Source organism: Streptomyces sp. NPDC052023, assembly GCF_044548465.1.
GTDB lineage: Bacteria > Actinomycetota > Actinomycetes > Streptomycetales > Streptomycetaceae > Streptomyces.
Genome location: NZ_JBIUBW010000002.1, coordinates 95529 through 108924 on the forward strand (window position 1 = coordinate 95529; position 13396 = coordinate 108924).

Annotated in this window: 13 protein-coding genes and 2 pseudogenes; 8 read left to right on the forward strand and 7 right to left on the reverse strand. The window is 71.1% G+C overall.

The features are described 5' to 3' along the window. The first annotated feature begins 62 nt into the window (after positions 1-62). Both ACIHCM_RS04500 and ACIHCM_RS04505 read left to right on the forward strand, forming a co-directional pair. Positions 63-728, forward strand: coding sequence for a hypothetical protein (locus ACIHCM_RS04500; protein ID WP_399888973.1), 666 nt, complete (start codon positions 63-65; stop codon positions 726-728). Between the two features lie 35 nt (positions 729-763). Beyond that, complete coding sequence (locus ACIHCM_RS04505; protein ID WP_399888977.1) at positions 764-1003, forward strand: hypothetical protein; 240 nt, start codon at positions 764-766, stop codon at positions 1001-1003. Between the two features lie 19 nt (positions 1004-1022). Here ACIHCM_RS04505 and ACIHCM_RS04510 read toward each other — a convergent pair whose 3' ends face one another. Both ACIHCM_RS04510 and ACIHCM_RS04515 read right to left on the reverse strand, forming a co-directional pair. After that, positions 1023-1400, reverse strand: a complete 378-nt coding sequence (locus ACIHCM_RS04510) for an ArsR/SmtB family transcription factor (protein WP_399888981.1) — start codon at positions 1398-1400, stop codon at positions 1023-1025. A gap of 47 nt (positions 1401-1447) precedes the next feature. Further along, on the reverse strand, positions 1448-2506 hold the full coding sequence (locus ACIHCM_RS04515; RefSeq protein ID WP_399888984.1) for a flavin-containing monooxygenase: 1059 nt from the start codon (positions 2504-2506) through the stop codon (positions 1448-1450). 104 nt (positions 2507-2610) lie between these two features. On the opposite strand from ACIHCM_RS04515, the gene ACIHCM_RS04520 reads away from it, so the two are divergent. Both ACIHCM_RS04520 and ACIHCM_RS04525 read left to right on the forward strand, forming a co-directional pair. Continuing rightward, positions 2611-4107 carry an NAD(P)-binding domain-containing protein gene (locus ACIHCM_RS04520; RefSeq protein ID WP_399888987.1) on the forward strand — a complete coding sequence of 499 codons (1497 nt, stop codon included), beginning with the start codon at positions 2611-2613 and terminating at the stop codon, positions 4105-4107. 379 nt (positions 4108-4486) lie between these two features. Beyond that, a complete protein-coding gene (locus tag ACIHCM_RS04525; protein ID WP_399888990.1) occupies positions 4487-4702 on the forward strand; it encodes a hypothetical protein in 216 nt (71 codons plus the stop codon). A 535-nt stretch (positions 4703-5237) separates the two neighbouring features. Here ACIHCM_RS04525 and ACIHCM_RS04530 read toward each other — a convergent pair. Together ACIHCM_RS04530 and ACIHCM_RS04535 are read right to left on the reverse strand one after the other, a co-directional pair. Next, positions 5238-5639 carry a DNA-binding protein gene (locus tag ACIHCM_RS04530; protein ID WP_399888993.1) on the reverse strand — a complete coding sequence of 134 codons (402 nt, stop codon included), beginning with the start codon at positions 5637-5639 and terminating at the stop codon, positions 5238-5240. Continuing rightward, positions 5636-5884, reverse strand: a complete 249-nt coding sequence (locus ACIHCM_RS04535) for a hypothetical protein (RefSeq protein ID WP_399888996.1) — start codon at positions 5882-5884, stop codon at positions 5636-5638. Before ACIHCM_RS04535 ends, ACIHCM_RS04530 begins: the two co-directional genes overlap by 4 nt. Before the next feature lie 295 nt (positions 5885-6179). On the opposite strand from ACIHCM_RS04535, the gene ACIHCM_RS04540 reads away from it, so the two are divergent. From ACIHCM_RS04540 to ACIHCM_RS04555, 4 genes are all read left to right on the forward strand, one after another. After that, positions 6180-8987 (forward strand): SNF2-related protein, encoded by a 2808-nt coding sequence (locus tag ACIHCM_RS04540; RefSeq protein ID WP_399888999.1) that lies wholly within the window; start codon positions 6180-6182, stop codon positions 8985-8987. Further along, positions 8984-10219, forward strand: coding sequence for an SWIM zinc finger family protein (locus ACIHCM_RS04545; RefSeq protein WP_399889002.1), 1236 nt, complete (start codon positions 8984-8986; stop codon positions 10217-10219). The genes ACIHCM_RS04540 and ACIHCM_RS04545 overlap by 4 nt, the downstream gene beginning before the upstream one ends. A gap of 406 nt (positions 10220-10625) precedes the next feature. Then, positions 10626-10847 carry a hypothetical protein gene (locus ACIHCM_RS04550; RefSeq protein WP_393113937.1) on the forward strand — a complete coding sequence of 74 codons (222 nt, stop codon included), beginning with the start codon at positions 10626-10628 and terminating at the stop codon, positions 10845-10847. A gap of 74 nt (positions 10848-10921) precedes the next feature. Further along, on the forward strand, positions 10922-11113 hold the full coding sequence (locus ACIHCM_RS04555) for a hypothetical protein (protein ID WP_393113935.1): 192 nt from the start codon (positions 10922-10924) through the stop codon (positions 11111-11113). A gap of 37 nt (positions 11114-11150) precedes the next feature. On the opposite strand, the pseudogene ACIHCM_RS04560 reads toward ACIHCM_RS04555, so the two are convergent. The 3 genes and pseudogenes from ACIHCM_RS04560 to ACIHCM_RS04570 form a co-directional block, all read right to left on the reverse strand. Then, positions 11151-11425: pseudogene (locus ACIHCM_RS04560) on the reverse strand (response regulator transcription factor); the annotation flags it as partial. Positions 11426-11685: 260 nt separating this feature from the next. Beyond that, positions 11686-12114 (reverse strand): annotated as a pseudogene (locus ACIHCM_RS04565) (zinc finger domain-containing protein); the annotation flags it as partial. Positions 12115-12235: 121 nt separating this feature from the next. Further along, positions 12236-13255: a hypothetical protein gene (locus tag ACIHCM_RS04570; RefSeq protein WP_399889007.1), complete on the reverse strand. Its 1020-nt coding sequence runs from the start codon at positions 13253-13255 to the stop codon at positions 12236-12238. Positions 13256-13396 lie beyond the last annotated feature (141 nt).

Below are 13396 nucleotides of genomic sequence, written 5' to 3' on the forward strand. Positions count from 1 at the left end.
CCTGGACCGGGCGACGGAAAACTCTGGGCAGGAAGATTGTGGGCTCTTCTACCCTGAAGCGGGTGAGCACATCATCCCAGGGCTACCTTCCTGTGCTGCGCCGTTGGATGGGCGACGGGCCGACTCACCCTCTGCGCAGCAACGTGGACCGTCCCAGCAGGCACCCCGGCATCACTCACGCCTGGTGGCGCGACCCGGTCCTGACCTGCCTGGAAGAAACCCTCGTTCTTCTCGAGGGAGCCCAGCCAGGTGGTCTGGACTCGATGGCTCGTACGTTCCGTGCCTTCGACGATTCGTCCTGGGCCGGCAAGGAGCAGTTCCTGCGGCACCGCGCGGAACTGGTGGTCGCCTCCTTGCTGGCAGAGGCCCAAGTGCCTTTTCGGTTCAACACAGGGCCAGGACCCGACCTGTTGATGGGTGAGGAGCCGCTCTGCCTGGGCATCGAGATCAGCTCGCGACGGCCCAAGAGCCTGTTTGACCTCAGCCAGACTCTGCGTGAGGGGCTGCGAGCTCGCGGCCTGGACCTGGGCGTGTCGATCCGCACGGACCCCATTCCGCCGGTGGCGATCCGAAGCGAGGTACGCAACGCCATCATCGAGCAGATCCTCCCCGCCGACGGCAGCCCTGCTGTACGCAGTCTGCGCGTAATGGCGGCACCGGCGCGGCCCGAGGACGGCATCCCGCGTCGTGGCTCACGATCACTCTCGGCAGTGGTGGAACGACCCTGATCTCTGCCCCTTTCAACAGCCCTCACATGATCGCCATGGCCCAGGATGTCGCCAGGAACGTACAGCGCGAGAAGCGAAAGATCCGGCAGTCCCGGGCCATGCCCACCCTGCTGATCGTGGACGTGCCCGGTACCGATCTGCCGGATCTGCGCTGCTGGCAGCAGGCATTTGACCGTATCTGCATGACATCCCGCATCCACGGACCCTGCACCCTGACGGACGAAGACGTGTCGGAGTGCGGCAAGCCGCGGAACGACAACGCCGCGATGGCCTGATCCTCCCGCTCGGTGAGGGTCAGGCCGCGGGGACGGCTGCGGTCAGCATCTGCCCCATCGCGGCCACCACCGACGGCTCCACCCGGTAGTACACCCAGGTGCCGCGCCGCTCGGAGGTGAGCAGCCCGGCCTCCTTGAGCTTCTTCAGGTGGTGGGAGACGGTCGGCTGGGAGACGCCGACGTCGGAGATGTCGCACACGCATGCCTCGCCGCCCTCGTGCGAGGCGACCGCCGAAAACAGCCGCAGCCGCACCGGATCGCCCAGCGCCTTGAACATCGCGGCGGTCCGCTCGGCCTCCTCGGCCGTCAGCGGCCGTTCGGTGAGCGGCGGGCAGCACGGCACGACACCCTCGGCGACCTCGGGTTCCAGCAGCGGCAGCGCCTTGATGTTCGACATGCGTCTATGTTGACATACGTCGAACCAGAGCGGCCAGGGTGCGCGCCTCAGTCTCGGTGCAGGTGCGCCACCAGGCGCCGGGCGATCCGTCTGGCGTCCCTGCCGACCCCACGCAGGGAGTTCGAAGACAGGCTGCGCTGCCACTCCAGCCCTACGTAGGCGAGGCCGGGGTGGGTCAGTGAGAAACCCTCCCGGTGGAGCGGGTGGCCGCGGTCGTCGAGTGCACCGAGCGGGGTCAGGTAGCCGAGGTCGGGGCGGTAGCCAGTGGCCAGCAGGATCGTGTCGACCTCCTCACTGCTGCCGTCCGCCCAGGCGACCTTGGCACCGTCGATACCCGTGAACACCGGACGCCGGTCCGGAGCACCGGCAGCGACAGCAGCCCGGTAGCGGCCGTCATCGATGACCAGCTGGGTCGGTGGTGTGCGCAGATACCGGCCCACGGGCAGGATGTCCGCCCCGGTCCGCGTCAGCCACCAGTGCAGATCCCGGCCCAGCGTGCGCTGCGCCGCGAAGCGCACCGGATGCCGCGTGGCCAGGGTGACCTGAGCGTGCGCGGCCAGCTCGGCGGCGATCTGCACGGCAGAATTCCCGGCACCGACGACCACCACACGCCGCCCGGCGAAGGGCTCCGGTGCGCGGTACTCCGCTGCGTGCAGCACCGTGCCAGCGAAGTCCTCAAGGCCCGGCAGCGACGGACGATGAGGGCGGCCGAAGGTTCCGGACGCCGCGACCACGCCCCGCGCGGACGATTCATCCCCGCTGGCCAGCGCGAGGGTGAAGGTGCCGTCGGCGGCAGCCCGGACGTCCCGGACGCGCACCCCCGTGCGGATGTCGGCGTCCAGGCGGTCGGCGTAGCGCAGCAGGTAAGCAACGACGTCGTCCCGATGCGGATAGCGGTCCGGGTCCCCGCTGAAGGGCATCCCGGGCAGCGAGCTGTATCCGGCGGGAGAGAAGAGCGTGAGGCTGTCGTAGTAGCGCGGCCATGACCCGGCCGGCTGGTCGGACGCCTCCAGGACCACCGGCTCCAGCCCCTGCCGGCGCAGGGCGTGTGCGGCGGCCGGTCCAGCCTGGCCGCCCCCGATCACCGCTACGTCCACTCGTTCCATACCCGCCTCCAGATTCGACGAATGTCTATGTTGACGCTTATCGATACAGCTGCCATGCTGACAACGCAAGAGATCGACGGATGTCGAAACAAAGGGGGAACCTCGTGAACGCGCCCACCACCGACCAGCTGCCCGTCGTGGTCATCGGAGCCGGCCCCATCGGCCTGGCCGCTGCCGCCCACCTCGTCGAGCGGGGCATTGAACCCCTCGTCCTGGAAGCCGGAGGGACCGCGGGCAGTGCCGTACGGGAGTGGTCGCACGTGAGGCTGTTCTCCACCTGGGGCGAGGTCGTCGACCCGGCAGCCGAGAAGCTGCTGGCCCCGACCGGCTGGGTACGCCCCGACGCCTCGACCTACCCGACCGGCGGCGACTGGGCCGAGCGGTATATCCAGCCCCTCGCCGACGCCCTGCGCGAGAAGGTCCGCTACGGCGCCACGGTGACCGGCGTCGCCCGCGCCGGCCGGGACCGCATCGTCGACGCCGGCCGCGACGAGCAGCCGTTCGCCGTGCACATCCAGTCCGCCGGCGGCTCCGAGGAGCGGATCACCGCCCACGCCGTCATCGACGCCTCGGGCACCTGGTCCACCCCGAGCCCCGTCGGCGCGAATGGCCTGCCCGCCCTCGGCGAGAAGTCGGCCGCCGACCGTATCTCCTACCGCGTCCCGGATCTGAAGGACCCGGCCGTACGCGCCCGTTACGCGGGCAAGCGCACCGCCGTCGTCGGCTCCGGCGCCTCCGCCTTCACCGCCCTCGCCCTCCTCGCCGACCTGGCCGAGAAGGAAGGAGACGGGACGCACGCGGTGTGGATCCTGCGCCGAGGCATCGGCGCGAACACGTACGGCGGCGGCGAGGCCGACCAGCTCCCCGCCCGCGGCGCGCTGGGCCTGCGCGCCAAGGCCGCGGTTGAGGCCGGCTATGCGAGCGCGGTCACGGGATTCCGTACACAGGCTGTGGAGCACGACGGCGACCAGCTTGTCCTCGTTGCCGAGGACGGCCGCCGCCTCGACCCGGTCGACGAGGTCATCGTCCTGACTGGCTTCCGCCCGGACCTGTCCTTCCTCTCCGAGCTCCGCCTCGGCCTCGACGACCGCCTCCAGGCCCCGACCGCCCTGGCCCCGCTGATCGACCCCAACGTGCACTCCTGCGGCACGGTCTACCCGCACGGCGTGAACGAGCTCTCCCATCCGGAGAAGGGCGTCTACCTGGTCGGTATGAAGTCCTACGGCCGCGCCCCCACGTTCCTCGCGATGACCGGCTACGAGCAGGTCCGCTCCATCACGGCGGCGATCGCCGGCGACCAGAAGGCCGCCGAGCGCGTCGAACTCACCCTGCCGGAGACCGGGGTCTGCGGCGGCGCGGGCCTGTTCGACGAGCCGGAGAACGCCGAGCAGTCCGGCGGCGGCTGCTGCGCCGCCCCCGCCACCCTCCAGATCGGCATCGTCGGCCGCATCCTCGACCGCAGAGGCCCGCGCGCCGGGGTTGTGAGTCTTCCTCAACCCCAACGCGTGGCTCCACGCCCTGCCCGTCGACCTGAACGCCCCATCCACCCTTCAAAGCGGCTACGCCGCAGGCAATTCCTCGGAAGGTTCCGGTTCAGCTGACAGGCGGGCTGCGCTCCGCTCCGCCGGGCGCGCTTCCCGGCTCCGCTCCGGGCGCCGCTCCTGCCTTCGGCCCGCTCCGCCCGCGCTGCGCCGACTCGCGCCCACATGTGGATAGGGCCGGTGGCCATGAGTCGATCACCGCATAGAGCGACCCACGGCCAAGACGATGGTTGCGGACGCTGCCCCCTCCGGAACAACGAAGAGACCACCCATCCGGCCGGGGTGGTCTCTTCGTTCCAGGGCCTGTCCGACGGGTCGCGTCACCGACCCCGCACCCGACAGCACTGTCACTCGAATGGCCTAATAAGACGTGCCACCCACATGGGTGAACATGAAGCTGAATAGTGCCCTATCGAGGCAATCCGTGAAAGGCGAACCAATGCGCATTCGACGAATCCTCGCCGCAGTCATCGCCACGGCAGCCCTCGCCGGCCTCGGCCTCACAGGCGCCGCCACCGCCACCGCCGGCAGCGTCACCCTGGCCGACAGCGTCACCCCGGGTGAGTGCACGGACGGCGGCGGAACGATCGATCGGTCGACGCCCGTGCTCCCGACCTGCAGGGGCGGTATGTACGACGGGCAGACAGTCGACTGAACCCCACTATGGCCTGTTGCGAAAGTGGATCGGCGCCCCGCAGCCACGCGCTGCGGGGCGCTCCCTCGCGAGCGTAGCCGGGAGAGTCGCAGGGGCTGTGCCGACCCGTCGGGCACGCCAGGTCTGAGTCGGCCCGGCAGCACGCGGCGGGCGGGAGCTCCCGAACGCCGTCGCGCGCCGGCGCAGCGAGCTGCCAAGGTTTGCGCGGCCGTAGGCCGCACCTCTGTTACTGAGGCAAGAAGCCGGGGGTTCCTTGCCCAAGCTCGCGGACGCGAGCGAGGTAGTCCGCCTCCGGCGGGGGACCGGCCGGCACCGGGATGGAGGGGGCACCGTTCCCGACCGCGGGTCCGTCCTACAGGGCGACCGGCGCGGACTGCGGGACCCACACCATCTGACGGGATACGTTCCGACGGTTACCGGCCGCCACGACCCACACGATGAGTTGCCGGTCCTCAACGGCGTGGACCAAGAGGCAGTCGCCGCCCTGAGTCGCCGGCAGGAATGATCTGTCCATGGTCCCGGGGCGATGTCGCGGTCATAGCCCGATTATCCGGACCTTGCTGCCGCACAGCCGGGTCAGGTCATCGACATCCGACGTGAGGATGGCGACCGGGCCAGGCTGACGCAAGGCCGCTTCGGCGACGGTGGCGTCGATCGCGTACTTGTGTCCGTGCAGACCGGCGTCCTTGAGCAGTTGTGCCCCCGTCCTGGCCGCTGCCTCGGTGACCGGCTCCACCTTGACCCGGGAGAGCGCCCATTGCAGTCGGGGCAGGTTCACCCTGGCGTGGCTCACCTCCACGATGGTGTTGGCGCTGACGACAAGGTCCGCTCCCATGTCGTGGAACACCTGGAACATCGCCAGAACCTTCCGGTCCTGCGCCACCCACGCCGACAGCCCCTCGCTGTCCAGGACGACGGTCTCGATGTGCCCGCTCACGCGGTGCTCGCGCCGCCTGCGGCCTGCGTCGTACCGAAGATCCGCGCCCGCGCCTCGGCCAGCTCTTCTTCACTGAAGGCCCCGTGCTCGTCCGTGTGGCTGCGCAGGTCGGCCCCCAGAAGCTGGTGCCGGATCTGCCTGGCGACCGCTTCGGCCACGTAGCCGGAGACGTTGTCCGTGATCTTCTTCAGCTCCGCCACCTGCTCGGTGGGGAGTGTCACCGTGATACGTGTGGTGTCAGCCATAGCGGCAAGCATACTGCGGTATGCGCACTACGTGCTGTCCGTTCCCCGCAGTCTGTCGGTCAGCGACCTGTGTGTTCAGCAGCGGCATATCCGCCGTGGCGCCATCGCCAGCAGTCAGGCACAGGCCCGCGGTTGCCAGCGTGTGACGTTGCCTGGTGGGGTTCGGTAGTGAGCGGGCCAGGCGAGGGTCCGGCAAGCGGCAGGGCGGAAGAGAGTGGCACGAGTCGTCGTACGAGAGCCGAGTACGGGCGCGAGGAACACAGCGCCGCTGGCGCGGCAGGAAACATCCGCCTTCGTGAGAGAGCTGCTCGGCGCCGGCTGGGCAGCGGTGTTCCTGCCCGGTGAGCCCGCCCGCCTTGGGCGGCTGCTGCTGTGGAAGCCGGCCGGCGCAGCAGCCGGAGACCGTACGGCGCCCCCCGGCCTCGAGACCGAGGTGGTGGAGCTGGTCCTGCCGCACGGCCGCTCGGTCAGGCGGCGCAGGGTCGAGGGTTACGCGCTGCCTGTCGCCGTCGCTGTCTCCGCCCTGGCCGATGCGGAGCCGACGCATCCCTCCGCCGCCGCCTGGCAGGCCGTCACTCGCTTCGCGCTCCGGCTGCTCGCCGACGGCCGCGTCCACCCGGCCCTCACCCCCGCCGGTCACGACACCTGGCAGGTGGGCCCCTTTACCGCCGCCCAGCGCCGGACGCTGGACGCCCTGGCCGCCGCCTTCCCGCCCCACGCCCACTGCCTCCCCGAGCCTGGTCCTGCGCCGGTACGGATCGCCGAACCGGCTGCGCTGGTCCGCCGGTTCTGCGACGCGGTCGCCGATGATCTGGTCCGTACGCCGGCCGCGCCGCTCGCCATGGGAGCGCTGCCGTACGCCTGGCGCGAGGCCCGTGCCGTGCCCGCCCTGCGTGAATGGGCGGAGGAAACCCAGGCGGCGCTCACCTCCGAGGTCAGTGTCTCCCTGCGCGTCGACGTACCCGAAGGACGCCGACGGCAGTTCCGGGCCGTCCTGCAACTGCACACCGCGGCGGACCCGGCGCTCGTCATCGAGGCCGCCCAGCTGTGGAGCGAGCCGGCCGAAGTGGAACGGCTGCTCGGCCCACGCGCAGAGACCGAGACCCTGCTCGCCCTGCGTCGCGGCGCCCGCGCCTGGCCCCCGCTGCGGAAGCTGCTCGACGATGCCGCTCCCGATCGGCTCCGCTTGACCGACGACGAAGCCTTCGAGCTCCTCGGGGACGCCACGGACGCGCTGCGCGCGGCCGGTGTCGACGTGCACTGGCCGCGCGAACTGGTCAAGGCGCTCACCGCGACCGCGGAGATCGGGCAACGCACGGCCCCCGGTTCCACCGCGGGCGGCCTGCTGGACACCGAGGCCCTTTTCGACTTCCGCTGGCAGGTCTCCCTGGGCGGCGAACCGCTCACCGAGGCCGAGATGGATGCCCTCGCGGAGTCACGTCGTCCCCTCGTCCGGCTTCGCGACCAGTGGGTGGTCGCCGACCCGAAGCTGGTGGCCCGCGCCAGGCGCCGCCGGATGGAACCGCTCACCCCCATGGAGGCGTTGAGCGCCGCGCTGACCGGTGAGGCCGAGCGGGACGGTGACCGGGTTCCCTGTGCGGCGGTCGGTGCGCTCGGCGATCTGGTCACTCGTATCCGCGACCCCGAGTCCCGTACCCCCGTGCCCCCGCCCGCCGCACTCAAGGCCACGTTGCGCGAGTACCAGAAGCGGGGCCTGGCCTGGCTGGCCGAGATGTGCGCACTCGGCCTCGGCGGCTGTCTCGCCGACGACATGGGCCTGGGCAAGACCATCACCTTGCTCGCTCTGCACCTGCACCGCCAGAGCGACCCCACCACCACGGGCCCCACCCTTGTCGTCTGCCCGGCCTCCCTGCTCGGCAACTGGCAGCGCGAGGCCGCCAGATTCGCACCGCTCACCCCGGTACGCCGCTACCACGGCGGCGACCGCCACCTCAACGACCTGGCCGCCGACGAGATCGTGCTGGTCACCTACGGGGTGCTGCGCCGCGACCGCGAAGTACTCGCCGAGACAGCCTGGTCGCTGGTGGCCGCCGACGAGGCCCAGCACGTCAAGAACCCCTACGCCGTCACCGCCCGCGAACTGCGCGCCCTGCCCGCCCGCGCCCGCGTCGCGCTCACCGGCACGCCCGTGGAGAACAACCTCTCCGAGCTGTGGGCCCTGCTCGACTGGACCACCCCCGGGCTCCTCGGCACGCTCACCGCCTTCCGTGACCGGCATGCCCGCGCCATCGAGGCGGGCGAGGATCCCGAGGCAGCCGAGCGCCTGTCCCGTCTCGTACGTCCCTTCCTGTTGCGCCGCAAGAAGTCCGACCCCGGCATCGCGCCCGAACTGCCGCCCAAGACCGAGACCGACCGCGTCGTCCCGCTGACGGCCGAGCAGGCCAGCCTGTACGAGGCGCAGGTCCGCGAGACCATGGCGAAGATCGCGGAGTCGGAGGGCATGGCCCGGCGCGGTCTGGTGCTCAAGCTGCTCACCGCGCTGAAGCAGATCTGCAACCACCCCGCCCAGTATCTGAAAGAGCACAGCCTGCGGCAGTCCACTCCCCTGCGTGGCCGCTCCGGCAAGCTCGACCTGCTCGACGAGCTACTCGACACCATCACCGCCGAAGGCGAATCCGTGCTGGTCTTCACGCAGTACAAACAGATGGCGGCTCTGCTGGAGAAGCATCTCGCAGAGCGTGGCGTCCCCACTTTCTTCCTGCACGGTGCCACCCCCGTCGCGCGGCGCGAGGAGATGGTGGACCGCTTCCAGCGCGGTGAGGTGCCGGTGTTCCTGCTGTCGCTGAAGGCGGCGGGCACCGGACTCAACCTCACCCGCGCCACTCACGTCGTGCACTACGACCGCTGGTGGAATCCAGCCGTCGAGGACCAGGCCACCGACCGCGCCTACCGCATCGGACAGGACAAACCCGTCCAGGTACACAAGCTCCTCGCGGAGGGAACCGTGGAGGACAAGGTGGCGAAGCTGCTCGAAGCCAAGCGCGCCCTCGCCGACGCCGTCGTCGGCTCCGGCGAGGCGGCCCTGACCGAACTGTCCGACGCCGAACTCGCCGAACTCGTCGCCCTGGGAAGGCAGTCATGAGCCCCGCTGTCCCCGGCCCGCGCCGTGCGCCCGCCCGCGGCAGGCGAGCCTTCGCCTCGACCTGGTGGGGCCAGGCATGGGTGGCCGCCCTGGAGGACTCCACCCTGGACGCCGGACGGCTCTCGCGCGGACGCACCTACGCCCGCAACGACATGGTCGGCCCGGTCACGGTCGCTCCGGGCAAGGTCACCGCCGCTGTGCAGGGCAGCCGCCCGCGCCCGTACCGTTCCTCGGTCCACCTGCCCGTCCTCACCGGCCCTCAGTGGGACACCCTGCTCGACACCATCGCTGGCCGCGCCGGGCATCTCGCAGCACTTCTCGACGGCGAGATGCCCGCCGAACTCGTCGACGACGCCCGGCACGCGGGCGTCCCACTGCTCCCCCTGCCCACCGAGCTCGATCCGGAGTGCTCCTGCCCCGACTGGGGATACCCCTGCAAGCACGCCGCCGCGCTCTGCTACGCCATCGCCGCCACCATCGACACCGACCCGTTCGTGCTCTTCGCGCTGCGCGGCCACGGTCGCGAGGAGGTCTTCGCCCAGCTGCGCGCACTCCGTACGGCAGCACAGGACACCGCCGCCCCACCGGCACCGGCCGGCATCCCGGCCGCCGCCGCGTACGCCCGCTGGGCCGAGGAGCCACCCGAACCGCCCGAACTCCCGGAACCCGCCGCCCACACCACAGCCCTGCCTGTCACCCCGCCACCCGGCACCGGCCTGGCCGCCGCGGACCTGGAACGCCTCATGGCCGACGCCACCGCGCGCGCCGCCCGGCTCCTCGCCGGCGACACCGCCGACCTGCACCTGACCCAGCACCAGGACGCCGTGCGCATCGCCGCGAGCAACCCCGGACCCGAGTGGTTCCACCACCTGATCCAGAACACCGGCGCCAACCCCACTGCCTTCGCACGCCTCACCCGCGCCTGGCGACACGGCGGCCCCACGGGTCTCACCGTCGCCGAACAGCCCCACACCCCCGACCCGACGGTGATGAAGGCCACCCGCACCGCCCTGGAGACGGCCCTCGCCGAGATGACCGACTCCCCCACACACCTCAGAGCCTGGCGCAACCGCCTCACCCTCACCCACCACGGCATCCAGCTGCGTCTGGGCCCCGACGCCCGCTGGTACCCCTACCTTCAGGACGACGACGGCGAGTGGTGGCCCGCGGCACCAGCCGACGGTGACCCGGTCACCGCGCTCACCGCGGCCTGGTCGCAGAACGGGGGGTGAGGAGGCGATTGTCCGCTGACCAGGAACCACGAGCAGAAGCTGGACACGCGCACGCTGCTCCACTGCCCAGGCGGTGTGACGGCCACGGACTGGTATCCCCGCACTGACTCCAAGGGCCTGCCGGCCATCCGCGTCAGGTTCCCCGGCCAGCCGCGGCGGCCCCTGTCCTCACCCGCGGGACTGCGTCAGCTCTGCCACCGGCAGCCGCCGGGAACTCATGTGGCGGCAACAGCAGGCCCAGCACGACGCCATCCGGCACACCACGCACCAGCCACTTCGCAGCGCTGTGCCCCGTCGAGCCGGCGCTCGACGGGGCACAGCAGGGGCCGAAGAAACCAACGGCGTCCGAGAAGGTCCGGCCCTCCGGCGTTTCCAGTGGCGTGCGCGTGGGCCCATACTGAGGACGATGACAAAGCCCGATGTACCGAAGCGTCATTTGCCTACCAGCCCCTTCAAGGCCCCCGTCACCCGCGTTCCCGAGCACTTCGCGGTGGGCGACCAGGTCACTCACGACATGTACGGCCTCGGCCGCGTGATCGGCATCGAGGACGGAATCGCGGCGCTCGTCGATTTCGGCTCGGCGCAGATGCGGATCCTGAGCCCGTACTCCAAGATGACCAAGCTCTGACGCCGTTGTGCCCGGTCCCGGGCACAACGGCACCCCAAGGGACACGCGACACCCCTCCGTGGCCCGTGACGAAAGTGAGACCTCTCATCGATTCGACCTCGCTGTTCTCCGCCCTGGAAGGGCAGCCGCGCGGCAGCGCCGCGGCATCGCCGCCTCCGGCGACGAACCCCTTCCAGGCCCCGGACTTCGGGGAGGACGAGTCCTTCCCGAACGAGAGTGACGACGATCCCGGCGCCCGACGGCCGGCCGTCTCCGGCGTCGCCTAGGAGCCCAGGAGCCTGCGGTTCGGCGTTCGGCGCGGCCTCACGGCACCAGACGCCGCTCCTTCGCCACGGCCACCGCACCCGCGCGCGTGTCGACGTTCAGCTTGCCGTAGGCGCGGCGGAGGTGGGTCTTCAGCCTGGCCTCGCTGTTGAAAAGGGTGCGGGCGATGTCACGATCGGTGAGGCCCTGGGAGAGCCGGGCGGAGGATGTCGTGCTCGCGCGGCGTGAGGGTCGCACGCGGAGCACGGAGCGCGGAGCCGGGCGGTCATGCGGTCGGCGACCGGTGCCGAAGGGCGACCTGGACGAGAAGTACGCGCAGGCGGGCGTCTCGGCTCTCGTCCGCTGACACCCCGCCCGCCGACCGCCACCGGCCGAGCTCACGCACCAGCCCGCCGACCGCGACCCCGACCGGCAATGATCACGTACCCGCCCGTCGGCGGCGGCCGGCGGGACATGCACGCCACCCGCCGACACCGACCAGCGAAGGCCCCCTGCCGGGCGTGCCGCCGGACAGGTTCCCTGGTGCCGCCCCCCGGCCGGGCGTGCCGCCGCACAGGTCCCCTGGTGCGCCCCGTCACGAACCCTCCGGCTGGCACCGCGGGCACCAGACCGTGGTGCGGCCCCCCAGGCGGGTGCGGCGCAGGTGGGTGCCGCAGCGCGGGCAGTGCGGGTCCGGGTCGTCGCGGTGGCCGGTGAGCCAGGAGTCGCGCGGCGGGACGCACCCCGCGCCGACCGCGGAGCGCAGGGTGCTGCGCATCCGGGTGTACAGGCGCCGCCGGTCGGCCTCGGTGAGATCGCTCGCCCGGCCGGTGGGGCGCAGCCCCGCACGCCAGAGGATCTCGTCGGCGAGGAGATTGCCGAGCCCGGCCAGGACGGCCTGGTCGGTGAGCGCGGTCTTCAGGCTCCCGCGGCGTCCGCGGAGCGCGGTCTCGAACTCCGCGCGGCCCACCGCCATCGCGTCGGGTCCCTGGCGGTCCAGCAGCCGGGCGACCTCGGCATCGTCAGCCTGGCTTTATTCATGGGTTGTGAAGTCAGTTGTCCACGGGTTCGGGAGGCACCTGCGCGGTGTCCTGTTCGATGTTCACCGGAGGTGACGGCAGGCAGTCCGAGAAGCTCTGTCCCGCCTATTGGATGCTCCATCGGTGTGGGTGCCCGGGCTCGGTGGGGCAGGCGAAGATGTTCAGCAGTCCGTCTCGGCCGATCGTGAGCTGCGTGGGGCGGGGCTCGCGCAGGTGATCCGCGACATCGCGCTCCTCGGCGGGCATCCAGCTGCCACTACCGCCGTCCCACTCAATGCTGTCGATGGTCAGCAGCAGCACCATGGGGGCGGCACAGTCCTCGCAGTTCATCGGATGCGGGTCAGTCGTGTGCCAGGACGGAAAGCCCCCCACCCGGCAACCCGGCGGAATCGACAGGTCGTGGTGGTAAGTGACCAGCTCGTCGTCCAGCCCGTACTTCTCCGCCTTCTGTTCCTGGCGCTCCTCCCAGGCGTCGATTTTGGCGCCCAGCCTGGCCGGCAGCGATCCGGCGTACGGGTAGGTGACGACCTGCTCGGGGTGCAGTACGCATGGCTCGGCGACCGAGCCCTCGAAGCCGACCAGCGTCGGCTGCGGCGGAGCGTTCAGCGCCACGGCGACCCGGTCGGAACGGCGCCAGCGTACGTGCAGGGACAGGCCGTAGCGGGTCGGGCCATGCGCCTCGAACGGGCACCAGAGCACCTGGAGCAGGTCGCAGCCGTCCGGGCCCGGCAAGAGGCCGGGCACGTCCCGCCGGTACAGCTGGACCAGACCGACCAGCGGGATCGGATCGGTGTCGGCGACGTCCGGGTCCCGGTGCCTGCGGCCCAGTTCCTTGAGTAGGACCCGTTCCTCGTCGGTGGGCCGGTCACGGGCCCAGGCATCCGAGAGCACCTGACGCCCGCGACGGATGTCCGCGATGCGGTGCCCGCGGCTGCGTTTGTGCGGCTCGATGCAGACCGGCCACGGTTCGTCGGCCGGCCACAGCAGAGGACCGCCGACCGAGCTGACCGACGCGTCCGGACGCCCCGGGCGCGGGTGCAGGCGCGTCGTCATCCCCCGATACGCCCGCAGCTTCGAGAAGAGCTCCTCGACGTGCACGGGGCGCGGCGGCGTGGTTCTGGTCATGGCGGAGACACTAAGCCACCACGTCGGCCCTGCTCACACGTGCCCGTGCTGTCCGAACTCGTGAGTATTTCGATTCGAGAGAGCGGACCGGGTGACTCCCGATCTGGTGAACACGTGCTGTCCGATCTCGCGTACAGAGCC

Bases quoted from the DNA above. Each gene is read 5' to 3' on its own strand.
- ACIHCM_RS04505 (WP_399888977.1), top strand. From the start codon at position 764: ATGGCCCAGGATGTCGCCAGGAACGTACAGCGCGAGAAGCGAAAGATC.
- ACIHCM_RS04535 (WP_399888996.1), bottom strand. From the start codon at position 5,884: ATGGCTGACACCACACGTATCACGGTGACACTCCCCACCGAGCAGGTG.
- ACIHCM_RS04570 (WP_399889007.1), bottom strand. From the start codon at position 13,255: ATGACCAGAACCACGCCGCCGCGCCCCGTGCACGTCGAGGAGCTCTTC.
- ACIHCM_RS04545 (WP_399889002.1), top strand. From the start codon at position 8,984: ATGAGCCCCGCTGTCCCCGGCCCGCGCCGTGCGCCCGCCCGCGGCAGG.
- ACIHCM_RS04515 (WP_399888984.1), bottom strand. From the start codon at position 2,506: ATGGAACGAGTGGACGTAGCGGTGATCGGGGGCGGCCAGGCTGGACCG.
- ACIHCM_RS04550 (WP_393113937.1), top strand. From the start codon at position 10,626: ATGACAAAGCCCGATGTACCGAAGCGTCATTTGCCTACCAGCCCCTTC.
- ACIHCM_RS04525 (WP_399888990.1), top strand. From the start codon at position 4,487: ATGCGCATTCGACGAATCCTCGCCGCAGTCATCGCCACGGCAGCCCTC.
- ACIHCM_RS04510 (WP_399888981.1), bottom strand. From the start codon at position 1,400: ATGTCGAACATCAAGGCGCTGCCGCTGCTGGAACCCGAGGTCGCCGAG.